A 22,764-nucleotide genomic window follows, 5' to 3' on the forward strand; every position below is an offset into this window, starting at 1 on the left:
CGCCGCGCCCTTTTCAGGGCGCGACGACCGGCGGCGTGTCGATGGTCAGCTCCGGCACAGCAGCGGTCCACTTTTCTGCACGGACAAGGCAGGAATGGGCGATATTGCCCTGCGACAGCTCTGAACAGCCTGCGTCGCGGGTCAGGGCGTTGGGGTTGCCATGCACCTCCAGCCGTTCGCCCTGGACGATCTGCGGATCGAACCAGGCGCCGGTGGGCAACGAGACACAGTCACGCCGCAGCCCGTCGTTCAACCGCACGCCCGCGAGGCAGGCCCCGCGCCTGTTGTAAAGACGCACGATATCGCCGGCGATTAGGCCGCGCTCCGCTGCCGTGTCGGGATGGAAGCTGGCCGCCTCGCGCCCTTTGATCTTGTCGGCCAGTGCTTCGGACCCGCGATCGTTCTGGGAATGCAGCCGGGTGTCCGGCTGGCCCGAGATCAAGTGAAGTTCATCAGGCTGCGCTCGTGTCAGGCATTCGGTCGGTTCGATCCATGTAGGATGACCGGGGCAGCTTGGCAGCCCCAGCGCGCCGATCCCCGCATTGGTCAGCGTGATGCGCCCGGTTTCAGTCGCCAGCGCATGGGTCGTGGGGTTTGCCACGAAATCGGCGAGCGCGATCCGCGCTTGCGCTGCATCGGGGATGTCGAATCGCCCTGCGGCGCGAAAGCTGTTCAGGTCGGGCAATGCAAACCCGTGCGCATGTGCCACCTCCTGCGAGCGCTCCCAGAGCCAGGCAAGCCAGCCCGCCGTGTCGCGCCCTTCGGTGAAAGCATCGCCGAAGCCCATCGTTTCCGAAAGGCGGGCGAATATCTCGTAATCGTCCAGCGCCTCGCTTAAGGGCGCGTGGTATCGCGACATCCACAGCAGTGTAGGATCGCGCCGGTTCATCAGGATGTCGTCGCGTTCGAGCGGGGAGGTGGCGGGCAGGACGATGTCTGCCCGGCGCGCCGTGGCCGTCCAGCTGTGATCGTTCACGATGACCGTCTCGGGCCGCGTCCACGCCTCTTCCAGGCGGTTAAGGTCCTGATGGTGATGGAACGGGTTGCCGCCGGTCCACCAGATCAGCTTGATGTCGGGATAGGTCCGCGTCTTTCCGTCGTATTTGTAAATCCCGCCGGGGTGCAGCAGCATGTCGGCGATGCGGGCCACGGGGATGTCATCGTCGACCGGGTTGCGTCCCTGCGGCATCGACGGCCAGGGGATCAGCCGCGCCGCGCGCCCCACCGGCGTGGTCGAGCCGTAGCCAAAGGCGTATCCCGTGCCCGGCTGTCCGATCTGTCCGATAAGCGACGCGAGCGCCAGCCCTGCCCAAAGCGGCTGTTCGCCGTATTCGGCACGCTGCAGGCTCCAGGCCACGGCGATCATGCTTTTGGACACTGCCAGATCGCGGGCCAGGTCGCGGATCACTTGCGCGTCGAGGTCGCAGATAGGTGCGGCCCAGTCGGCCGTCTTGGGCGTGCCGTCCGCAGCCCCCGTCAGGTAATCGCGGAACGTCTCCCAGCCGCTAGTGCAGCGCGCGAGGAATGCTTCGTCCGCCAAACCGGCGCTATGGATTTCATGGGCCAACGCCAGCAGGCAGGCGGTATCCGTGCCCGGACGGATCGACAGCCATTCCGTTGCCGCTTCACTGCGGGCGGGCGACAGCGCGATGATCCGGGTGCCATTGGCGCGCATTTGCTCCAGCCATGAGCCGACTTCGTGCGTTGTCGTTCCCGACGAGGTGATCTGCGCCGTGCGACGCGAAATGCCACCGACAGCAAGCAGCACCTCGCAATGTGCGGCGACCAGTGGCATCGCCGTCATCTGGTCCTGAAAGGCTTTGTTGCTGAGACCAAGAATGTGGGGATAGAGAACCTCTGCGGCGGCGTGGGAATAGGTATTGCGCGCCGACACGCACCCGCCCGCAAGGTTCAGGAACCGCCGCATCTGGCTTTGCGCGTGGTGGAACCGGCCCGCACTGGACCATCCGTAAGAGCCGCCAAAGACCGCACCGTTGCCGTGTGCCGCGACGGTTTCTCCCAAAGCGTCAGCGGCGAGTGCGATCGCGCGATCCCATGACACCGTGACGTAGCTGTCGCCGCAGCGGTTCCGGCCCCGGTCGCCGTCTAGCCAGCCGAGCCGGATGGCGGGGTGCAGGATCCGGCTTTGCCGGTCCTGCGACGCGCTGGCCCAGCCGCGCCCGATGCGCGACGGGTCGGGGTCGCTGGCCAGCGGCAGCAAGGGGCCGCCGGGTTCGAACTGGTAACTACCCCAATGGGAAGATGTGTATTTCATGAAATCTCCGGGCCGTTCGGCTCAAAAATGACCTTGATCTGCACTTCGTCAGGATCGGGGGAGCGGACGATGGCCGCCTCGAAATCTTCCAGCAGATAGGAATGTGTCACGCAGGCATCGCCATCAATCAGCCCCCGGGCCATCAGATCGAGCGCCGTGGCATAAGTAAAGGGGGCCAGATGGCCGCCGCGCAGGTCCAGTTCCTTGAATTCCCCAAGGATATTCAAATCGAACGGCACCGGGTCTTTGTAGACGCCGAATACCACCATACGCCCGGCTTTGCGGATTAGCGCCAACCCTTGCAAAAAAGCCGATCCGCGTCCCGACGCCTCAAGGAACACGTCCGCGCCGCGTCCGTCTGTCAGATCATGGATGGCGTTGCACAGGTCGGGATCATCGGGGTGAAACGCAAGATCGGCACCCAGGGTCAGCGCTAGATCGCGCTTGGCCTTGCCCGGGTTGATCAGGATCAGCTTGCGCGGCGTCTTAAGGCGCGCAGCCTGCACCATGCCCATGCCGATCGGGCCCGCGCCCGCGACGACGACGACGTCGTCGAACCCGATATCACCGCGCTGAACCCCGTGGATCGCGTTCGCAAGTGGTTCGGCATAGCAGGCCGCGCGGTTCGATACGCTGTCGGGCACTTTGTGGACCACCGCGTCTGCGGGATAGATCATGTATTCTGCCCAGCCGCCATCCAGCGTCGCGCCCAGCACATCCATGCTGTCCGACAGATGGTAGAGCCCCCGCTGGCGGAAATAGTCATTCCCGTAGGTGATGTTCAACTCTGCGATGGCCCGGTCGCCCACGGCCAGCCCATGTCGCGTGTCAGCACCTTCGCCAAGCGCCACAACAGTCCCGGTGAACTCGTGCCCCGGCGTGAACGGAAAGCTCAGCTCCCACGGCCCGGTTGCGTCCCACATGGCCCGGTCGGCGGCACAGATCCCACTGGCATCGACCCGGACCAGCACCTCGCCGGGCCGCGGTTCCGGCACGTTAAGCCCGGTTTCAAACCGATGCCGACCGCCGAAGCCGTGGCACCTGATCGCGTTCATTTGTCTCATGTCGAACCTTTCTTGGACGGGGGCGCTGCAATCATCTCTTGTTTTTTACATTTGCATCTTTTAATGACATTTGTAAAGTTTGCAGGAGGTCCCCGTGAGGAATGAAAAGACGACGGAAGATATTGCGCTTGGCATTCGCCGCCGCGTATTCGAACACTCGATGCGCAACAACGGCGGATATCTCAGCCAAGCCTGTTCGGCGGGCGAACAGCTCGCCTGGCTTTACAACGAAGCGCTGAATCTTGGGCCGCCGATCCTGCCGATGATCCCCAAGCCGTTTGAAGGCGTGCCGTCTCCGAACAATCCGGACTATCACACGGGCGCCGGCTACAACGGCCCGGCGGCCCCCGAATACGATCGCCTCTTCATTGCCCCCGCGCATTACGCGCTGGTCGCCTATGCGACACTGATAGAGGTCGGGCGCATGGCACCCGAGGGCCTTGAGATGTTCAACCAGGACGGTTCCTCTGTCGAGATGATCGGCGCGGAACACAGCCCCGGCATGGAGGTCCACAACGGCACGCTGGGCATCGGTCTGTCGACAGCGGCGGGCCTTGCCTTTGGGCGCAAGCTGCGCGGAGAGACCGGCAACACCTGGGTGTTCATGTCCGACGGCGAGGTCCAGGAAGGCCAGACTTGGGAAGCGGTGCAGGCCTGCGCCTTCCACAATATCGAGGTCAAGGCGATCATGGACGTGAACGACCAGCAGTGCGACGGCGCGATGGGCACGGTGATGGAGGTCGGCGACCTGCGCACCAAGTTCACCAACTTCGGCGCACATTGCGTCGAGGTGGACGGCCATGACCTGAACGCGATCCGACAGGCTTCACAGGAAGATCACGAGGGCAAGCCCCTGATCATTCTTGCCCGAACAAATCCCTTTCATGCGATGTCGATCCTTGAGGAACGTTTCCCACGGCTCCATTACGTGCGGTTCAAATCCGAGGATGAACGCGCACGCATGAACCAATCCATTGCAAAAGATCTGGGCGTCGACCCGGTCGATTACGCCCATTAAGGAGACCTGACACATGGTAGAAATGGTTTCACGCCCCTATGCGTCGGCCTTTGAAAAGTTTGCCGCCGGCAATCCCGATATCCTGTGCCTTTCGGCTGACCTGACCTCGTCTTGCGAAATCGATGGCTTTCGCGATCGCCATCCAGATCAGTTTCTGTCGATGGGCATGGCCGAACAGAACATGATGAGTTTTGCTGGCGGGCTGGGCCTGGCGGGTTTTCGCCCCTTCATCCACACCTTTGGCGTGTTCATGTACCGTCGTCCCTATGACCAGCTGATGGCCTCGATTGCCTATCCGCGTCGCAAGGTGCGCATGATGGCCTTCTTGCCTGGCGTCACGACGCCCGGCGGCATGACGCACCAGTCGATCGAGGATATTTCGGTCATGCGATCGATTCCGAACATGACGATCCTCGAGACCGGCGACGCGACCGAGGTGGAATCGATCTGTGAAGCCGCCGACAGCATCGACGGCCCGGTCTGGTGCCGGGTGCTGCGCGGATCCGTGCCGCGTCTATTCAATACGCCAATCAAGGTTGGCGAGATGCGCGAGCTGAGCGCGGGTGACGACATTCTTGTCGTCACCTCCGGCATCTGTACTGAAGAAGCCATGCGTGCCCGCGCCGCTCTGAAAAAGGCAGGCCTCTCGATCCGCCACCTGCATCTGCACACCATCAAACCGTTCGATTCCAAGGCGCTTCTTGATCAGATCGCGAGCGTTAAGCACGGCGTGATCACGCTGGAGAACCACGTCACCGAAGGCGGGGTCGGCAGCCTCGTCGCCGAAACGATGGCTGATGCCGGCGTCGGCAAGCGGCTGATTCGGCTGGGTCTGAAGGACACCTACGCCCACGGCGGTTCGCGCCCTTACCTGATGCGCTATTACGGTCTGGACGCACTGGCGCTGGTACGGGGGGTCGAAGACCTGGTGGGGCAGGCAGTCGACATCACCGAAAATGACCTCGATGCCGCCCGCGTCGATGACGTTCACTCTCTGGTCAAGGCGGAAGCGCTCTGACGACGCTGTGGATAAGCCGAACGCTGCGGTGATCTGTCTGGCTGCAAAGTCAGAGCCGGCGCACATGAAGGGGTACGACCGAACGCATCCGGACGATGGCGAATCTCAGAACTTCGGCACCAGCTGGATGCATCTTGCGCGGTCGCACCATTGAGCGCTTTGCCGCTACAAAGCGTCATTGCATCAGCAAAAAGCGGATGCGCAAGAGCAGAAGCGGGCATGCGGATGACACATGATCACGGCCCCGCATGTCCGTATAGGGCCGAGATAGATCTCGCATCGTTACCAGGACGGTGCTGCTTTGGCTCGGCTCCGCCTGTGTCTCCGACCTGGATCGCGTGCAGGCCGGACCCTCGCCCGCCCTTGAACACCCGATGTGTTTGCCAGTCCCCGCAGCATCCCTGCGGAGCCACTGACGATCACGGGTGCCGCGGCCACCATCAGGTTCGCGGAACTGAGGATCCAGCGCGACCTTGATTTTGCGCATGAGCGCAATTTCCGCAGCGCTGCGGGAATGCGCGAGATATGGTTTCTTGGTTGTCCCGATCCCATGTTCAGCCGAGACCGACCCCCCGAACGCCTGCACCGTGGCATAGACAGCAGCATCCAGCGCCGCTGCCGGTTGTTCCGGTGCGTCCGGCAGCCAGCCCAGCAGGTGCAAGTTCCCGTCTGCAATATGGCCATAGAACACAGATCGCCCGCCCGGCACCGCCGCAGCGATTGCGGCGGCGCAGGCTTTGGCAAATTCATCTGCCTTGCCGGTTGGCAGCCCCACATCATAGGCTAGGTGTGGTCCGAGGGTCAGTTTGAATTCGGAACAGGCATCGCGCACCCCCCAGAAAGCCTTCACGTCGGTCAGGCTTTGGGACAGGACGGCATCCTCGATCACCCCGTCCTCGAACATCTCTTCAAGGAAGGTGGTAAAACGTGCGCCGTCAATCGCCTCATCCGTACCCTGCACTTCGATCAGAATGTGGAACGCGTGCTGACCCTGAAGGGGGCTACGCACGCCAGGAACGTCGCAGGCGACCTGCCAGTAATCCGGCCACATTGCCTCGAACGCTGAAAGCATCGGTCCCAGCTTGCGCCGCGCCCCGTCCAGAAGCCGCAGGACAGACCCATAATCCGCGAGCCCGCACAAGGCCGCTTGGGTAGAACCGGGCAGTGGATACAATCGCAAGACAAGCCGAGTAATCACACCCAGCGTACCTTCCGAGCCGATGAACATCTGGCGCAGGTCATAGCCGGTATTGTTCTTGATGAGTTTCGATGTTGCATCGATCACTGTGCCGTCGGGTAGGGCGTGAGGCCGCCAAGGGTCTTAAGCCTGCGCGCGAAGTTGTAGGCGGCCATGAAGTCGGCGAGATGGGTGCGGAACTGATTGTGGTCATCGTAATGGAAGCGCTTGACGGTGGCGTCTTTGATGGTGCGGTTCATCCGCCCCATCTTACCATTGGTCCACGGGTGGTTGGGCTTCGTCAGGCGGTGTTCGATCCCGTTGTCAGGTAGATGGCGAAACTAGTCTTCATCGATCACCTGACTGTCGGATTGGTGTTGCAAAGTCCGATGCCCGTGATTGGCTGGGAAGAAAGGGTGGGCCCGGTGCACACAGATCATATATACAGGGATCAAACGGACGCGCGGTCGATCAACTCGCACTCGACCTTGATTTGGCTGTGGCGCGTCGGGAGGCCACCAACGATGTCGAGCAGATGTTCAGCGGCAGCAGCCCCCATGTCGAAATGGGGAAGAACAAGTGTCGTGAGCGGCGGTCGCATGAATTGGGCAACTTCGCGGTCGTCGAAGCCGATCACAGAGACGTCCTGCGGGATTCGCAGTCCAGCTTCCTTGAGCGCCTCGTAGCATCCGATGGCCATCAAGTCGTTGGCGCAGAATATCGCATCGGGCGGCGCGTCAAGTGCAAGAAATGCTCGGGTACCGTCATGGCCCGACGGTGGTTCCCAGTTGCCGTTGTATACGAGATCAGGATCGAAGGTGATGTCGCTGCTTGCGAGGGCCTGACGATAGCCACGCAGGCGGTCACTCGATGCATCGATCCCATCCTGGCCGTTGATGAAGCCGATCCGCCGTCGGCCAGCGGCGATGAGACGCTGTGTCGCCTTCCGCCCGCCTTCGACGTCGCCCGGCACCACCGAGGCAAGTTGGCGCTTGCCATCGTAGCAGTTGAGTAGGACCGTCGGCAGGTTCTCAAAAGGGCCGCGCAACGTGATCCGGCGGGTGAGGATCGTGCCATAAATGAAGCCGATAACGGGTTGATGCACGAACTCGCGCAACAGGTCTTCGTCAAGGAGTTTTCCGCCGCGACAGACGGAAAGTGAGACCGAGACGCCCTGTTGGAGCGCAAATTCCCGCGCTCCCTCGAAGGCAAGGGCCATCCATGGATCGCTCGTCAGTTCGTCGACCACGAAGGCGATCTGGTTCGTGGCCAGCGCAACCTGCGGAAGACCACGCTGGACCGGGCGATAGCCGATCTCCTTGGCGGCGGTGGTGACTTTGCGGCGGGTATCATCACTGAATTTCGCGCCTGGGCTGCCGTTAAGGATCAGGGAGACCGTCGCCTGCGACACCCCGGCACGTGAGGCCACTTCCATCATCGTCGGCTTCTTCATAGTGGCGGTCGCGCTCCCTTTTCCATGTACTCGCTGTCATACGTCAAGTCCGGGCATTACGGAACCTGTCAAAAGCGACGGCGACGATGATGAACGTGCCTATGAACATCCCCTGCCAGAATGTCGAGATGCCGAGCAGGATGAGTGAGTTGCGGATCACCTCGATCAAGAGCGCCCCAACCGCGGCGCCCAACGGGGTGCCTTCTCCACCTGCGAGGTTTGCCCCGCCAATGACGGCCGCCGCGATCACGGCAAGTTCCATCGACTGGCCGAGATTGGTTGTGACCGAGCCAAGCCATCCAGTCATGAGGACTCCCGTGATCCCGGCGGTTAAGGCCGAGAACATGTAGATCGTCACTTTCCGTCGTTTGACAGCGATGCCGGTTAGTATGGCGGCCTGTTCGTTTCCTCCTATGGCGTAGACATATTGCCCCCAGCGCGTCCATCTGAGGATCAGCGCCGCAGCGATCCCCAACACTGCAAGAACGAAGGTCGGGTGGGGAAGGCCAAGGGTGGAACCGCCGCCAAGCCACAGTAACAGGTCGTGGTCAGGACCAAACTCCCAGATCATCTTGTTATCGGACAGGACCATGGCCAGCGAGCGGGCGCCCGAGAGGGTGCCGAGCGTCACGACGAAGGGCGGCATTCCGGCATAGGCGATCAGCGCGCCGTTGAATGCCCCCACCGCCAAAGCCGCAGTCAGCGCGACGATGGCCGCGAATGCAAAGCTCCACCCTCCCGACATCAGCACACTGAGCACCATCGCCGAGAGGACGACGGTCGATCCAACCGATAGGTCGATCCCGCCGGACGCGATGACCACAGTCATGCCGATTGCGATGATTGCCACGAAGGTGAAGTTGCGAAGCACGTTGAACAGATTGCGCTGGGTCGCGAAGGTATCGGTCAGCAGTGTGAGCGCGATACAGGCCGCAAGTGCGGCAAGGATGACCCAGAACACGGGGACAGACGTGAGGCGGGCGAACAAGCTCTTGTGTTCGGTCCGGCCGATGAGGTCGTCGAGAGATGTCATCTTTTCTTTCCTTCACGCGGTTTCGATAGCGCCGGTAATCAGGCCGGTCACTTCTTCGGGCGAGGATGTCGCGGTGGCCTTGCTGGCCACGAGGCGGCCGCGTCGCATCACAGCGATCCGGTCGGCCACGCCAAAGACATCGGGCATCCGGTGGCTGATGATAATGACACTTATGCCACGGTCGCGTAGGCGGCGGATCAGGTCGAGAACCTCGGCGACCTGCCGCACCGAGATTGCGGCGGTCGGCTCGTCCATCAGCACGATCTTCGGCTCAGACAGCAGCGTGCGCGCGATGGCTACCGCCTGCCGCTGGCCGCCCGACATGCGCCGCACTAAGTCGCGGGCGCGTGTCTCAGATTTGAGCTGCTTGAACAGGTCCGCCGCCCGCCGGTTCATCGCCGGATAGTCGAGGATATTGAACGGCCCGATCCGGCGCATCGCCTCGCGCCCGAGAAAGACGTTGGACGCGGCGGTCAGGTTGTTGCACAGCGCGAGGTCCTGATAGACGATCTCGACACCTGCCGTTTGCGCATCGAGTGGCTTGTTGAAGTGCGCTGGCCGGTCATCGATCCGGATCTCGCCCGACGAGGCCGGGAAATTGCCCGCGATGATCTTTACCAGCGTTGACTTGCCTGCGCCGTTGTCACCCATCAGGCCCAGAACCTCGCCCGGTGCCACCTCAAGCGAGACTTCCGAGAGCGCCTGAATCGCGCCAAAATTCTTTGAAATATTTTCCAGTTTCAAGCGTGACACGCCTGCTCCCCCTTTATTGCCGTTCGCGGACCACCTCTGCCCGAGTCCTTGTTTCGGCGGTCAAACCTCCCGTTCAACCGCTCCTACGAAATACTTGACTTAATATTATTAGTAAATATAAATCAACGTCAGGATCAGGGGGATCATATGAAAATACTGGTGACGGGGGCCGCAGGCAAAGTAGGGCAACATCTTCTGCCCGCGCTGACGACCGCCATGATCCCCGCCGGGGGCCGAATCGTCGCACTTTGCCACAACCGGACGATGTCCGAGACCGACCACCTAAGTGTGGTGCGCGGATCCATCGCCGATCCGGAAGCCGTCGCAGCGGCGATGGACGGTGTCACCCATGTCCTGCATCTCGCAGCGGTAAAGGAATCGCCGACCTTGGCGATCGACGTATCGATCAAGGGCATGTTCGTCCTGCTGGAAGCGTTTCGCGCAAATCCTGCCGCCCGACGGTTCGTCCTTCTGGGCGGCGATTGTTCCGTGGGCCACATCTTTCAGGCCTATGACGCCCCGATCACCGAAGTCGCGCCGCGCCGCGCCTATCCGGGCTGCTATGCGCTGACCAAGGTCATCGAAGAGGTGATGCTGGAGCAATATGGTCATCAGTACGGCATCGACGGCTGCATCCTGCGCTCCCCATGGATCATGGAAAAGGATGACCTGCGCTATGCCATGAGCTTTGGCGAAGATCAGTTCGGAGGCCCGGACTGGGCGGATCTGATGACGCCCGATAGGCTCGCCGCCGCCCGCACCGGCCAACATGTGCCGCTCTTGAGGGACGTGACAGGTGCGCCACTGCGGAGAAATTTCATCCATGTTGACGACGTGGTGGCGGCCCTCGTGACCGCACTCGACCACCCTGATGCGGCGCGCGAGACCTTCAACATCGCGATGACCGAGCCAGTCGACTATGGCCGTCTTGCCGTCCTGGTGAACGAGAGGACTGGCGCGCCGCCCGTCGACATCGAGACGCCGTTCCACAGCAACTGGCTCGACTGCACCAAGGCCGCTCACTTGCTTGGCTGGCGGCCAAGGGTCGACCTCGAGACACTGGTGGACCGCGCTTGGTCCTATCGCCGTGCTGCGGGAGAGGCGCGCACAACATGGTATCCCGGCTGACCGCGGGGAGCGGCGCACCGGTGCAAGACTTCAACAGGGAGAGAGTGAAGAATGACTTACAAACTAGGCACAATCGCGATCCTCGCGGCCATGACGGCCGGGGCAGGCATGGCGCAGGACGCCAATACACTGGCCATCGTCGTGAAGGGACTGGACAACCCCTTCTTCGAGCAGATCAACCTCGGCTGCCAGCAGTGGATGGTCGAAAATCCTGACAGTCAGTACACCTGCCTCTACACCGGGCCCGCCTCATCCGCCGACGAAGCCGGCGCGGTGCAGATCGTCGATGACCTGATTTCTGCAGGTGTCGCCGCGATCGCGATCTCGCCGTCGAACGCACCGGCCATGGCCAACCGGCTCCGGGCGCTGGCGCCCGACATCCCGATCATGACAATCGATGCCGATCTTCTGCCAGAAGACGCAGATCTGCGCGCAACCTATCTCGGCACGGACAACTATCTGATGGGTGTCGGGATGGCCGAGCAGGCAATGGCCCTGAAGCCCGAGGGCGGCACGGTCTGCCTCCAGCTCGGCAATGTCGCTGCAGCCAACATCAACGCCCGAGCTCAGGGTTTCCGCGATACGGCAGGGCGCGAAGCGGGGATCGACCGGCTGACCGGACAAAATGGCTGGACCGAGATCGAGGGATGCCCGGTGTTCACCAACGATCAGGCCGACCTCGCCAACCAGCAGATGTCGGACGTCTTCACGGCGAACGCTGATCTCGATGCTTTCATTCTCGTCGGCGGCTGGGCACAGTTTGCGCCGCAGGCCTATGCCCAAGTCACCGATCAGGTCATGGACCGGATGGAGGCCAATGAGCTTATTGTCATCGCAGGCGACACCCTGCCGCCGCAGACTCAGGCCTTCCGCGAGGGCCGTAGTCACGCCCAGGTCGGCCAGCGTCCGTTCGAGATGGGCCTGCGCGCGCCCGACGTCATGATGCAGCTCCTGAACGGCGAGACCGTCGAGGATCCGCTCTATACCGGTCTCGACACCTGCAATCAAACCGAACCGGGTTTCTGCGCAGACAACTGAGGCGAAGGCGGGGCGGCCAGTCCGCCTCGCGACCGCAGACCCGAAGCGACTGCCATCAACCCGTGTGGTGAAATCGCGCCCATTGGCCGGAATCCTGCATGATTAGTAATAATATTAATGAAATATACGAGCTCCTCGTCCGCATGGACGTTCGCGGACCCTACAACCGAAAGGAAAAAGCCGTCATGAAACGCTCATCCGCACTCCTTACAGCCGTGGCCATTTGCGCCGGGGGCGGCGCCCAAGCACAGGAGCAGCATTCGCTTGCCTTCGTGGTCAATGCCGCTTCCGACTTCTGGAAACTCGCCGAGGGCGGGGTTCTCGCCGCGCAGGCCGAGCTTCCTGACCATGACCTGCAGTTCCGCTATCCGGCAACCGGCACCGCCGCCGCGCAGAACCAGTTGATGGACGACCTGGTCGCGGCCGGTGTCGATGCCATCATGATCTCGTCGGTCGATCCGAGTAATTCAATCGACGCCTTCAACCGGATTGCCGCCCAGATCCCGCTATTGACGACCGACAGCGACGCGCCCCAAAGTGACCGGATCGCATATCTGGGATCGTCCAACACGTTGGCGGGGGTTCAGGCCGGCGAAATCGCGCTATCGGCGATGCCGGACGGCGGCACCTGCATGGGGTTCGTCGGCTTTCTGGGGGCCGACAACGCGGTTGAGAGGATTGCGGGCTTTCGTCAGGCGATCGAAGGGTCGGGGATCGAACTGGTGGATGTACGCGGCGATGACGTCGACTTCGCCCGCGCACGGTCCAACGTAGACGACGTCCTTGCCGCCAATCCCGAGATCGATTGCATGGTTGGCTTCTACTCCTACAATCCCCCCAAGATTTACGAAGCGCTGCAGGCGTCCGGTCGCCTAGGCGACATCACGGTCGTGGCCTTTGACGAAGATCCGATCACCCTTGGCGCCGTACGCCAAGGCAACTTTGCGGGGACGGTCGTGCAGGACCCCTATCAATGGGGGTATCAGGGCATGCTTCTGATGGCGGCGGTATTGGCGGGCGACACTTCGGGCGTGCCCGAAGACGGACTGATCATCGTGCCGACAAAGATTATCGACCAATCTAACGTGGATGCTTTCGAGGCTGAGCTGCGCGAACGCCTCGGCGGCTGAGCGGCACCTCCCGTCGCTCAAGACCGGCCACACCAGGCCAGACAATGGCCCGGTGTGGCCAACTTTGACGCCCGATCCAAGGACCCCGCGCGTGACAGTTTCCGTTCAACCCATCGACCTGACACTCTCAGGCGTAACCAAAGTCTATCCAGGCGCGGTCGCGCTCTCTGCTGTCGATCTCTCCATTTGCGGAGGCGAGGTCGTCGGACTGATTGGAGAGAATGGCGCAGGAAAATCAACCCTGATGAAGGTGCTGGGCGGAACCATTGCGGCCAACGCCGGCGAGATCGTCATCGACGGCATCGCCCACGCCCGACTGACTCCTGCGCAGGCGACGAAGCTCGGTATCGCATTCGTGCATCAGGAACTGAACCCTTTCTCTAACCTCGACGTGGCCGGCAATGTGCTCCTTGGACGGGAAATCCGGCGCGGTCCGTTCGGCAAGATGGATCGTGCCGCCATGTCGCGCGAGGTCGAGGGGATCTTGAAATTGCTCGGGACACGGTTTGGACCCGACGATCCGGTTCTGGGTCTGTCGCTAGCCGATCAGCAGATGCTGGAAATTGCCCGGGCGCTTTCGATGAACGCCCGCCTCGTGATCCTCGACGAGCCGACGTCGAGCCTCACCTTGTCCGAAACCGAGCGCTTGCTGGAGGTCATTTCGGATCTCAGGGCGCGCGATGTAGCGGTCCTGTTCATTACGCATCGGCTGTCAGAAATCGAGGCGGTCGCCGACCGTGTCGTCGGACTGCGTGACGGGAAGAACGTCGGCACCCTGTCGAGGGCCGAGATCACCCGCGACCGGATGGTGCGGATGATGATCGGGCGGGACGTCGGCCGCACGCTCCAGCGGGAGGTCCAGACGCCAGGCGCTCCGGTCCTTGAGGTGCGGGGCCTGCGTACCGCGGCGCATCCGGAAAGTGTCGTCGATCTGACGTTGCATGGCGGGGAAATTCTCGGACTGGCAGGCCTGGTCGGCGCCGGTCGTTCCGAGCTTGCGCGCGTATTGTTCGGCATCGACAGGGCGCTTGACGGGACTGTCACCATCAATGGTCTGAGCTTGTCCAGTCATAGTGTCGCCGATGCGATTGCCTCCGGTCTATGTCTGGTGCCAGAGGATCGGAAGGGGCAGGGACTCTTGTTGGACTTTGGGGTCTGCGACAATATTTCATTGCCCAGCCTTTTCCGCCTTTCGCGCTGGGGCCGCCTCGATCCGCGCGCCGAAATTGCGCTGGCCGAGACTTCGCGTACGCGATTGAGGATCAAGGCGGCAAATCTGCACCGCGCATCGGCAGAATTGTCGGGCGGCAACCAGCAGAAGGTGGTCCTCGCCAAATGGCTCGCGATGGAGCCACGGGTATTGATCTTCGATGAACCGACCCGGGGGATCGACGTCGGCTCCAAGGCCGAGGTCTATGCCTTGATGCGGGATTTGGCGGATCGAGGTGTCGCGATCCTCATGATTTCGTCGGACATGGAAGAAGTAATCGGCGTATCGGACCGGGTCGCCGTGATGTGCCGGGGCCGGATCGCAGGGATGCTCGCGCATGAGGCGGTCACAGAAGAGGCGATCCTTCGCCTGGCAGTGGAATAGGGAGAAGGCAGTGCTACGCAAGGATATTGGACTGGGGCTTTTGGTCATAAGCGTGGGCGTGACGGTCGCTCTGATTAATCCCAGGTTTGTCTCGGCAGTGAACCTGGCGAATACGGCCAACCTGATTGGCCTTTTTGGCCTTTTCTCGGTCGCGCAGGCCTTCGTTATCGTGACGGCGGGGATTGAGCTTTCTGTGGGCTCGGTCATCGCTCTTCTGGGAGTACTCTTCGTCGACATGATCGCCAACGGCGTGCCATGGCCGATCGCAGCGCTGATCGTGCTGGCCTTGGGGTGTATAATCGGGCTGCTGCACGGCTGGCTCATCACACGCCTGCGACTGCAACCCTTCGTCGTCACGCTCTGCGGTCTATTGATCTATCGCGGGCTCGCCCGGTTCTACACAGCTGACGGTACCGCCGGGTTTCCTTTCGGGAGCAGTTTCCCGATGCTGGAATATCTCACGACCGGACGGACCTCGGGCGTGCCCCATTCCGCCGTCGCCTTCCTCGTCGTGGCGGCGGGATCGTGGTTCCTGTTGCACCGGACGGTCTTTGGCCGACACCTATTTGCCGTGGGCAAGAACGAGGAGGCAGCGCGCTACTCCGGGATCAACTCGCGGCGGGTCATCGCCGCCGCCTATGTCATCTGTGCCGTTCTAACCGCGCTCTCGGCAATCTTCTTTGCGATGTACACCCGCTCAGTCCAGCCGTCGTCGCACGGTAATTTCTACGAGCTCTATGCGATCGCCGCCGCCGTGCTGGGTGGTTTCTCCTTGCGTGGCGGCGAAGGTTCCATCATCGGCGTTTGCCTCGGCGTCATCCTGCTCCAAGTCCTTCAAAACCTTGTCAATCTGCTCGGTGTGCCGTCATCGCTTAACTTCGCGGTAATGGGCGGCGTAATTCTGACCGGCGTCATTGCGGACACCCAGTTTGATCGCTTCAGGGCCCGCCGCCGCGAGGCTTTGATGCGAGCCACACTCACAGGAGAGAACTGAATCGCCCCGAGTTTGTCGGAGACCATCAACTTTAGTAACGAAGATGGTCATGACAAAAAGCAAAATGGTAAATCGCTACTCGCCTGAGGTCCGCTCACGTGCGGTCCGGATGGTGTTTGAGCATCAAGGTCCATACGAATTGCTTGCGCGCCAGTCCGCTGGTCAGCACGATGCGCCCCGCGCTGTCAGCCGTCGTCCGAAGACTGGCTGCGGAAGAACAGTGATTGCGCGGTGTAGACCAGGATCGCCACGCCGATGGCCCCTATGAAGGCGACGCCTAACAGAACGAGCACATCGACCGGCCCGCCGATATCGCGCAGGTGCGAACTGGTCATCGCCTGGACGAACACCACGCCTGCGAGCGCGCCGAACGGCATCGAGATCTGTGCCAGCAGGAACTTACGCATGGATACCGACCGGTCCCGCACGAGCACATAGACATAGGCGATGGTCACGATGGCTGCCCCAGCAACCATCGCCCAGAACAAGGCGCGGCCAAAGATCTCTTCGAACACGGCGATCAGGGTTTGAAGTGTCAGGTTTTGCATGGTGTCCTCCTTCAGGCCTTGCCGCGCAGCATGGCGTTATAAGTGGCTTTCAGCGCCACTTCCTTCATCAGCCAGCTGATCCACAATTCTTCCAGCGGTGCGATCAGGCCAGGGAAGGATGGCACCAGATTGTTGTTATAGTCGAATTCGATCAGCATGGCCCGCCCAACCCGGGTAATCAGCGGACAAGAGGTATAGCCGTCGTATTCGGCGGTCCCTTCACTGTCCGACAGGGCGGCGACAAGATGATCCTCGACCACCGGCACCATCCACTTGACCGATGCGGCGGTCTTGCCTTTGGGAACCCCCGCCACGTCGCCAAGCGCGAACACTTCAGGGTAGCGCAGGTGGCGCAGGGTTTTCATGTCCACCTCGACCCAGCCTTGATCGGTCCAGCGGTCGGCCCAGGAGAGGCCCGATTGGCGGATCACATCCGGCGCGCGCTGCGGCGGGATTACGTGAAGGTAATCATACCCCATCTCGGTATCGCCATCAGGGGTGGCGAATGTGGCAACCTTGCGTCCTGCATCGACTGCTTTCAGTACATGGCTGTAATTTGCATGGATGTTGCGTTCGTCAAACAGCATCCGCACTTTTTCGGACACGATGGGCACGCCGAACAATGATGCATTGTTCGCGGCATATTCGATCTTGTATTTTCCTGCGCCTACTGTCCGGCTGGCGATGTCGTCGATCAAGAAGGCATGTTTCAGGGGCGCACCGGCGCATTTCATTTCGGTCGCGGGGCGGGTGAACACGCCGACGCCGCCATTCTCGGTGAAAGCTTGCGCCGCCGCCCAGGTTCTGGCGGCATATTCTGGCCCGGCATAAAGCGCACCGATGCCGTTGGTGCCGACCATATCGAGCGAAAAACCCTCGATCGCGTCGTGATCTAGCACAAGGCCGGGCGCGACGATCAGGAAGTCATAGGCGATGGTCTGACCGCCAGAAGTGTCGACGGTCTTCGCCACCGGATCGATTGCCGTAGCGCTTTGTGTGATCAGTGTGACGCCTTGCGGCAGCCAGTCCGTGGTGCGGGACCGGGTGTAGGACGCCGGTTTCAACCCAGCGGCCACCAGCGTCAGCCCGGGTTGATAGAGGTGTTCAGCCCGCGCGTCTATTACGGTGATCTGTGCGCCGTCCAGCCGTTCAACCAAGCGGTTTGCCATTGCGGTGCCCGCCGCTCCAGCGCCAACGATGACGATTTTCGCCCTTGTGGCGACGCGCGCGGCAACGGCGGGCAGGCCGACACTGGCAAGCGCCGCGCCTGCCGCGCCAAGCGCCAGGAAGCCGCGGCGGGATGTGGCAAGATCTGTGAAGTCCATGGCATTCTCCTCCAACTATCGTGCCATAGCAGCACGATGTCGCGGTAGGCGCCTTGATCTGGATCAATCGAATTCAGTAATTTGAATGTTTTGGTCATGCCTGCACTTCCCTGACGCAGGCGGACGCCCCATTCAATCGGGCGTGCTGTGCAGCGTCACTTCTGGTCAACGGGGTCAGAATGCGCGGGTCAGGCTGACCGATGCCGATAGGTTGCTGTAGCTGTTGACTACGATGCTGGAATGCTGACGCTCATACGCGATTTTCAGAACGGGTGAGAAGCCGAACCGCGACCAGTTCTGATTGTTGATCTGTAGCGTCGCTGCGGATTTTCGGTCGGTGCGCCGGACGCCAAACAACGGATGAAGGCCTGGAAAGGTGTTGTAGTCTTGGCTAAGCGTAAGCCCCGCGCGCAGCCCGCCGGTAAAGCTGTATTGTCCGCCGATCGTGACACCGATGGCATGCCCGGCGGCAAGCTGGTTCTGGCTATGCCGCACCTCGGCCCGTGCCGATGCGTGCAGTTGCAGTTGCGCGGTCGTGGCATGGACAAATTGCAGGCCGACCGCCGTACGGTCAACGATGTAGGCGGGTTGACGATAGTGCAACCGTTCGCGCTGGGCTGAAACGGTAAGGTTCGCCCGGTTTCCGATCAGGCGGGAATGCCGAAATTCAACGCCAAGGCTTTGCGAATAGTGTTGGTTGTCCAGCCAGCGACGGCTTGTGAAGACCTCGGCCGAAAGTTGGCGCCCCCGGTCGCCGAAATGCAGCAGTGCAGCCCCTGCGCGCAGCGTCAGGTCGTCCGGGGCGCGTCCCCTAAACAGGCGGGTACTGGCGTCGACGCTTAGCCGCGCGCGCAGGTCATCGCTCAGTCGTGGCATTGCGGCGAGGCCGAAGCCAAGCTCTACCCCCGTAGCGGGTTGCGCCCGCGCGCCGGGTACCAGCCGGAAGGTGAAACCGCCCAGCGAGATGATCTCGGCCGCCGTGCGGCGGGCCGCGTTGCTTTCCGGCGCGATCGCGAAACGAATATAGCCTTGCCAGTTGCGGCTTTTATCGATGGTGTCGATCTCGGACTCCACCCGCGCACGTACCGCAGGCGCCAGATCCGCCCCCTGCGCGAGGCCGAGGTGATAGCGGGCGCGTTCGCTCTGGCCTGCGCGGATCAATGACAGCGCCAGTTCCAGCCGGAATTCCGATTGTGCGGGGGCAAGAGCGACCAGCCGGTTGAGGGGGTCGATCGCGGCGCGGGGCCGGTTCTGTCGGTTGTAGGCAACGCCCAGAACCCACAGTCGCCGGATTGTCTCGGCCCCGTCGGTGGGCCGGTGGCTTTGCGCAAACGAAAGCGCTGCGTCGGTCTGCCCCCGACGCAGCGCTGCCTCTGCCTCTTCGAGAGAAGAGGCAGAGGCGAAGATTGGCCAGAACACACACAGCAGGGCCAAGAGTAACCGCTTCATGGCATGGCTTTCAGCAGACTGGAGTGGGGCCGGGACGACCGTGCCCCAGTATCAGCATTATTGCCGGTTGAGGTAGATCACCCCGCCGATCCCGGCATCGAAGATCGCGGGATTGGTGCTGCCAACTTCGCTGAAACCGCCTGAGACGACGCCAGTCATGGTTTCAGCATTGGTGCCATGGAAGGTGCCGCCGACCAGGACCGTCGCGTCAACCTCGCCTTCGGACCCTGAAAGGCGGCCATTCATGCCAAACTGGAAGGCCCCCGTATTGGTCTCGGGGATGGTGAAGCCGCCGACGACTGTTGAGGGGTTCGTAACGCGCGAAATGGTGCCACCAAGCGCGGTATCGACGTTCAGCGTGCCTGTCAGCGTCTCGCTGGCGCCCGATGTCACATCGCGCACCAAAATGTTGCTCGCCGAACCGGTGAACGGGTTGGTGCTTTGGCCGTCGGTCCAGTCGACGGCGACATTCACATCGCCGAAGATCTCGGCATTCTGGTTGATGTCGCCGAGCGAGCCTGTGTTCACGCCAACCTTGAACTGGCCGCTATAGTCGCCCTCGATCCGGGTCGGCATGTTCGTGGTCGGTTGTGTGCCAATGGCAGCGTTGTAGTTGTCTTCGAACATGGTTGGGCCGCCTCCACCGCCACCGCCTCCGCCACCACCACCGCCGCCCGAGCCAAGGCACCCAGTAAGTGCGGTCGCAAGACCCAGGCACAAAACCAGATCAAATGTCTTGTTCTTCTTCATCCGTCGCTCCAAATTGAAAGCATTTTTAATGCTGGTACACATTGCTCAAAAGCGTGGTGGTGCGTCTCCCCCCTGTTCGGGGGGGGGCGCCAGAAAGCCGCTGGGCGTAAAGGTCATCAAGACCCCGGCGGTGCGCAGAGCTTGGTAAGGAGAATTGGCATGCAACGTAAGATCGCACCCGGCGTCATCCTGGTGGGCGCGTTGTTTGTGGCACTGGGTCTGGCAGGCCTCAGCGTTTGGGTGGCGATGGCACAGCCGTGGCTGGGGATCGACCTGAAGGCGCAAGATCAGGGTGCAGCGGTGATCATCGCTGGGACTGCGCAGGGCAGTCCGATGCAAGACATGCGCGGCGCGCGGTTGATTGCCATCGGGCCCCAAGGCGGTGCCAGTATCGCGCTAGAACCCGACGATCTGGTGGAAGAGCCGGACACCCTGGGCAAGGCCGCGCAGGTTCGCAGGTTCTTTGACCGCCAGGCGCAGATTGACGCGGCAATGGTTGGGGGCCAGGTCGCGGTGCTGCTGGGCCGCGACGGCGCGCAGCAGACCGTCATGGTCACGCCGGCCAGCAGCCGACCACTGGGCGATCTGCCGTTCAACTTCTGGTCACAGCTTTTCGTGGGGGTTGTTGGCCTGTCCCTGGGCGCCTGGGTGGTTACGCTGCGCCCGAAGGATGCCGCAGCCTGGATGCTGTTGCTGTCCGGGGTAGGGTTGGCACTGTCGGCGCAGGCGGCCGCGATCTACAGCACCCGCGAACTGGCGCTGGGTCCAGCGACGTTTGTGGCTGCCAGCCGGGTCAACGGATTTGGCACCTTGCTGTTCGGGATCGGTATGGTCACGTTGTTTCTGATCTATCCGAAGCGGCTGGTGCGCGGGGCGGCGCTTGGTTTCCCAGCGCTGGTGATCGGTCTGATGCTGGCGGTCGTGCTGGGGCTGGACTGGCCGCAATATGTGCCCCTGCTGCCGGTCTTCGTTTCGGCGACCATGGCAGTGCTGCTGATCGCGATTGCCGCACAGGTCTGGACGAACTGGCGCGACCTTGCCGCGCGCGCCATGATGGGGTGGCTAGGGCTGTCGGTTGCGCTGGGTGCTGGCGGGTTCGTGGTGACCGTGATCGTGCCGCCGCTTCTGGGTCGCGATGCGGTTCTGGAGCAAAGCACCGCATTCCTGTTCTTCCTCCTGATCTACACGGGCATTGCTCTGGGCGTTGCGCGATACCGGCTGTTTGATCTGGCGGACTGGTCGCTGGGCGTCCTGTTCTACGCCGTCGGTGTCGCGTTGCTGCTGATGCTGGATGCGCTTTTGATCTTTGGCTTGGCGCTGGATCGGCTGCCCGCACTCAGCCTGTCGCTGGCCGTTGTCTGCCTGATTTATCTGCCGCTGCGCCGTCGGCTGTCCGGTTGGGTTCAGCGTGACACGGCCCTGCCAATCGAAGATCTTTACCGCCAGATCACCGATATCGCCCACCTCCCCGAAGCCGGGCAGCAACTGGCGGCGACCACGGCGCTGTGGGATGAGATGTTTCGCCCGCTTTCCATCCTCCCGCGCGCTGACGTGGCCGACGCACCGAGCTTGGCAGAGGACGGGCGCACATTGTTCTTGCCGGGGGTGGCGGGTCTGCCGGGGCTGCGCCTTGATTATGCAGATAGGGGCGCAAGGCTGTTCTCGAGCCGCGATGCTCGGCGCGCGGCGACAATCAGTCATCTGCTGGGCGATGCGCTCACACGTCACCGCAGCTATACGCAGGCCGTGCTGGTCGAGCGGTTGCGCATCAACCGCGATATGCATGACAACATCGGTATCCTGCTGCTCAGCGCCCTGCACACCCCCGAGGCTGACCGCAAGAATACGCTGATCCGCCAGACACTGGCCGACCTGCGTGAGATCGTTTCCAACCCGATGCACGAACCCTGGCTGCTGTCGGACCTGCTGGCCGATTTGCGCGCCGAAGTGGCTGAGGTGCTGGAGGCCGCCGGGCTGGCGCTCCACTGGGAAACGGCCGGTACCAGCGGTGTCACAGTGCCCGCGCCGTTGGTCCAGACGCTGCGCGCCTTCGTGCGTGAAGGCGTCGCCAATGTCGTGCGCCATTCGGGGGGGCGGCGTGCCAGCGTCATGGTGCGCGTGGCGGACGGGCAGCTTCGTGTCGCGTTGTCGGATGACGGGTCGGGCTTCGATCCGATCGCCGCCGCCGAAGGCAACGGACTAGCCAACCTGCGGACCCGGATGCTGCAATGTGATGGCGCTTTAAGTGTCGAAACTGCGCCGTCCGGCACGATCATCGCCACCTCGATCCCACTGGAAGCCATACCCGGAAAGGCTGCGGAATGAAGAATGTGCTCATCGTCGAGGATCTGGCCGAGGTGCGGCGCTGGCTTTCGCATATCGTGTGCGATGCATTCCCAGATGCGCAGGTCAGGACAGCGAACTCGGTCCGCGCCGCTGTGGCCCTGCTGGCGCATCCGGTCGATTTGGCGCTCATTGATCTGGGTCTGCCCGATGGGTCGGGGCTGGACGTGCTGCGCAGCGCGCGGCTGGCGCATCCCGATGCCACCTGCATTGTCACAACCGTCATGAGCGATGATGCGAGCATCGTCAGCGCCTTGTCGGCGGGTGCGGATGGTTACCTGCTCAAGGAAACTGCGCCCGCCCTGCTGATCCGGCAGCTGTCGCAACTGGCCGTCGGGTTGCCTGCTCTGTCGCCCCCGGTGGCGCGGCGGATCATGAACCATTTCGGCCAGACCGGCCCGGTCGCGGGGATGGACGCACGGTTGACCCTGCGCGAGGCAGAGGTGCTGGAGCTGATTTCCCGGGGGCTGCGCAATTCTGAGGTCGCGATCCAGATGGGAATCGCTGAAACAACGGTCGCGGGATACATCAAGATCATCTACCGTAAACTGGGCATCAGTTCGCGTGCCGAGGCCGCATGGCATGCTGCCCTGCTGGGCCTGAAGCATGACGGAAGCACCCCCCGGTAAGACCCGGCGCCGAGGCCTCAGGGGCGTGGCCTCAGGGGCGCGGCC

The 22,764-nt window shown here is 62.2% G+C and carries 19 protein-coding genes and 1 pseudogene; 9 read left to right on the forward strand and 11 right to left on the reverse strand.

Going from position 1 to position 22,764, the window contains the following annotated elements:
* Positions 1-13: 13 nt before the first annotated feature.
* Positions 14-2,275: a molybdopterin-dependent oxidoreductase gene (locus H9529_RS14480; protein ID WP_092886356.1), complete on the reverse strand. Its 2,262-nt coding sequence runs from the start codon at positions 2,273-2,275 to the stop codon at positions 14-16.
* Positions 2,272-3,339, reverse strand: coding sequence for a zinc-binding dehydrogenase (locus tag H9529_RS14485; protein WP_092886358.1), 1,068 nt, complete (start codon positions 3,337-3,339; stop codon positions 2,272-2,274). Before H9529_RS14485 ends, H9529_RS14480 begins: the two co-directional genes overlap by 4 nt.
* A gap of 94 nt (positions 3,340-3,433) precedes the next feature.
* Here H9529_RS14485 and H9529_RS14490 point away from each other — a divergent pair, with 94 nt between their 5' ends.
* Together H9529_RS14490 and H9529_RS14495 are read left to right on the forward strand one after the other, a co-directional pair.
* Positions 3,434-4,357, forward strand: a complete 924-nt coding sequence (locus tag H9529_RS14490; RefSeq protein WP_092886360.1) for a thiamine pyrophosphate-dependent enzyme — start codon at positions 3,434-3,436, stop codon at positions 4,355-4,357.
* Positions 4,358-4,370: 13 nt separating this feature from the next.
* Positions 4,371-5,375 (forward strand): transketolase family protein, encoded by a 1,005-nt coding sequence (locus H9529_RS14495; RefSeq protein ID WP_092886362.1) that lies wholly within the window; start codon positions 4,371-4,373, stop codon positions 5,373-5,375.
* 175 nt (positions 5,376-5,550) lie between these two features.
* Here the strand turns inward: H9529_RS14495 and H9529_RS14500 are convergent, their stop codons facing one another.
* The 5 genes and pseudogenes from H9529_RS14500 to H9529_RS14520 all read right to left on the reverse strand — a co-directional run bounded on the left by H9529_RS14500 (position 5,551) and on the right by H9529_RS14520 (position 9,791).
* Positions 5,551-6,660 (reverse strand): FAD-binding oxidoreductase, encoded by a 1,110-nt coding sequence (locus H9529_RS14500; protein ID WP_218132101.1) that lies wholly within the window; start codon positions 6,658-6,660, stop codon positions 5,551-5,553.
* A gap of 11 nt (positions 6,661-6,671) precedes the next feature.
* A pseudogene (locus H9529_RS14505) lies at positions 6,672-6,878 on the reverse strand (integrase core domain-containing protein); the annotation flags it as partial.
* A gap of 125 nt (positions 6,879-7,003) precedes the next feature.
* A complete protein-coding gene (locus H9529_RS14510; RefSeq protein WP_092887032.1) occupies positions 7,004-7,990 on the reverse strand; it encodes a LacI family DNA-binding transcriptional regulator in 987 nt (328 codons plus the stop codon).
* Between the two features lie 58 nt (positions 7,991-8,048).
* On the reverse strand, positions 8,049-9,038 hold the full coding sequence (locus H9529_RS14515) for an ABC transporter permease (protein WP_092886364.1): 990 nt from the start codon (positions 9,036-9,038) through the stop codon (positions 8,049-8,051).
* Positions 9,039-9,050: 12 nt separating this feature from the next.
* Positions 9,051-9,791, reverse strand: a complete 741-nt coding sequence (locus H9529_RS14520; RefSeq protein ID WP_092886366.1) for an ATP-binding cassette domain-containing protein — start codon at positions 9,789-9,791, stop codon at positions 9,051-9,053.
* A 147-nt stretch (positions 9,792-9,938) separates the two neighbouring features.
* Between H9529_RS14520 and H9529_RS14525 the strand changes: the two genes are divergently transcribed.
* From H9529_RS14525 to H9529_RS14545, 5 genes are all read left to right on the forward strand, one after another.
* The gene (locus H9529_RS14525) at positions 9,939-10,919 is read left to right on the forward strand and encodes an NAD-dependent epimerase/dehydratase family protein (protein WP_092886368.1); all 981 of its coding nucleotides are present in this window, start codon (positions 9,939-9,941) and stop codon (positions 10,917-10,919) included.
* A gap of 108 nt (positions 10,920-11,027) precedes the next feature.
* Complete coding sequence (locus H9529_RS14530) at positions 11,028-11,957, forward strand: substrate-binding domain-containing protein (protein WP_223814190.1); 930 nt, start codon at positions 11,028-11,030, stop codon at positions 11,955-11,957.
* Positions 11,958-12,142: 185 nt separating this feature from the next.
* Positions 12,143-13,087, forward strand: coding sequence for a sugar-binding protein (locus H9529_RS14535; RefSeq protein ID WP_092886372.1), 945 nt, complete (start codon positions 12,143-12,145; stop codon positions 13,085-13,087).
* 91 nt (positions 13,088-13,178) lie between these two features.
* On the forward strand, positions 13,179-14,681 hold the full coding sequence (locus tag H9529_RS14540) for a sugar ABC transporter ATP-binding protein (RefSeq protein ID WP_223814191.1): 1,503 nt from the start codon (positions 13,179-13,181) through the stop codon (positions 14,679-14,681).
* A gap of 10 nt (positions 14,682-14,691) precedes the next feature.
* Positions 14,692-15,675: an ABC transporter permease gene (locus H9529_RS14545; RefSeq protein ID WP_092887035.1), complete on the forward strand. Its 984-nt coding sequence runs from the start codon at positions 14,692-14,694 to the stop codon at positions 15,673-15,675.
* Positions 15,676-15,860: 185 nt separating this feature from the next.
* Here the strand turns inward: H9529_RS14545 and H9529_RS14550 are convergent, their stop codons facing one another.
* From H9529_RS14550 to H9529_RS14565, 4 genes are all read right to left on the reverse strand, one after another.
* Positions 15,861-16,223 (reverse strand): DUF5368 domain-containing protein, encoded by a 363-nt coding sequence (locus tag H9529_RS14550; protein ID WP_092886376.1) that lies wholly within the window; start codon positions 16,221-16,223, stop codon positions 15,861-15,863.
* Between the two features lie 11 nt (positions 16,224-16,234).
* Positions 16,235-17,548 (reverse strand): NAD(P)/FAD-dependent oxidoreductase, encoded by a 1,314-nt coding sequence (locus H9529_RS14555; protein WP_092886378.1) that lies wholly within the window; start codon positions 17,546-17,548, stop codon positions 16,235-16,237.
* 174 nt (positions 17,549-17,722) lie between these two features.
* Positions 17,723-18,997, reverse strand: a complete 1,275-nt coding sequence (locus H9529_RS14560) for a surface lipoprotein assembly modifier (RefSeq protein WP_223814192.1) — start codon at positions 18,995-18,997, stop codon at positions 17,723-17,725.
* 57 nt (positions 18,998-19,054) lie between these two features.
* On the reverse strand, positions 19,055-19,624 hold the full coding sequence (locus H9529_RS14565) for a hypothetical protein (protein ID WP_223814193.1): 570 nt from the start codon (positions 19,622-19,624) through the stop codon (positions 19,055-19,057).
* A gap of 282 nt (positions 19,625-19,906) precedes the next feature.
* On the opposite strand from H9529_RS14565, the gene H9529_RS14570 reads away from it, so the two are divergent.
* Positions 19,907-22,072: a hypothetical protein gene (locus H9529_RS14570; RefSeq protein WP_092886382.1), complete on the forward strand. Its 2,166-nt coding sequence runs from the start codon at positions 19,907-19,909 to the stop codon at positions 22,070-22,072.
* The gene (locus H9529_RS14575; protein ID WP_092886384.1) at positions 22,069-22,719 is read left to right on the forward strand and encodes a response regulator transcription factor; all 651 of its coding nucleotides are present in this window, start codon (positions 22,069-22,071) and stop codon (positions 22,717-22,719) included. Before H9529_RS14570 ends, H9529_RS14575 begins: the two co-directional genes overlap by 4 nt.
* Positions 22,720-22,764 lie beyond the last annotated feature (45 nt).

Origin of the sequence: Roseicitreum antarcticum, from assembly GCF_014681765.1 — a bacterium.
GTDB classification, from domain to species: Bacteria; Pseudomonadota; Alphaproteobacteria; order Rhodobacterales; family Rhodobacteraceae; genus Roseicitreum; species Roseicitreum antarcticum.

Excerpts from the sequence above, each read along its gene's own strand:
- H9529_RS14480 (WP_092886356.1), bottom strand. The coding sequence starts at position 2,275 with ATGAAATACACATCTTCCCATTGGGGTAGTTACCAGTTCGAACCCGGC.
- H9529_RS14485 (WP_092886358.1), bottom strand. The coding sequence starts at position 3,339 with ATGAGACAAATGAACGCGATCAGGTGCCACGGCTTCGGCGGTCGGCAT.
- H9529_RS14495 (WP_092886362.1), top strand. The coding sequence starts at position 4,371 with ATGGTAGAAATGGTTTCACGCCCCTATGCGTCGGCCTTTGAAAAGTTT.
- H9529_RS14510 (WP_092887032.1), bottom strand. The coding sequence starts at position 7,990 with ATGATGGAAGTGGCCTCACGTGCCGGGGTGTCGCAGGCGACGGTCTCC.
- H9529_RS14515 (WP_092886364.1), bottom strand. The coding sequence starts at position 9,038 with ATGACATCTCTCGACGACCTCATCGGCCGGACCGAACACAAGAGCTTG.
- H9529_RS14525 (WP_092886368.1), top strand. The coding sequence starts at position 9,939 with ATGAAAATACTGGTGACGGGGGCCGCAGGCAAAGTAGGGCAACATCTT.
- H9529_RS14530 (WP_223814190.1), top strand. The coding sequence starts at position 11,028 with ATGGCGCAGGACGCCAATACACTGGCCATCGTCGTGAAGGGACTGGAC.
- H9529_RS14535 (WP_092886372.1), top strand. The coding sequence starts at position 12,143 with ATGAAACGCTCATCCGCACTCCTTACAGCCGTGGCCATTTGCGCCGGG.
- H9529_RS14550 (WP_092886376.1), bottom strand. The coding sequence starts at position 16,223 with ATGCAAAACCTGACACTTCAAACCCTGATCGCCGTGTTCGAAGAGATC.
- H9529_RS14555 (WP_092886378.1), bottom strand. The coding sequence starts at position 17,548 with ATGGACTTCACAGATCTTGCCACATCCCGCCGCGGCTTCCTGGCGCTT.
- H9529_RS14560 (WP_223814192.1), bottom strand. The coding sequence starts at position 18,997 with ATGAAGCGGTTACTCTTGGCCCTGCTGTGTGTGTTCTGGCCAATCTTC.
- H9529_RS14565 (WP_223814193.1), bottom strand. The coding sequence starts at position 19,624 with ATGTTCGAAGACAACTACAACGCTGCCATTGGCACACAACCGACCACG.
- H9529_RS14570 (WP_092886382.1), top strand. The coding sequence starts at position 19,907 with ATGCAACGTAAGATCGCACCCGGCGTCATCCTGGTGGGCGCGTTGTTT.
- H9529_RS14575 (WP_092886384.1), top strand. The coding sequence starts at position 22,069 with ATGAAGAATGTGCTCATCGTCGAGGATCTGGCCGAGGTGCGGCGCTGG.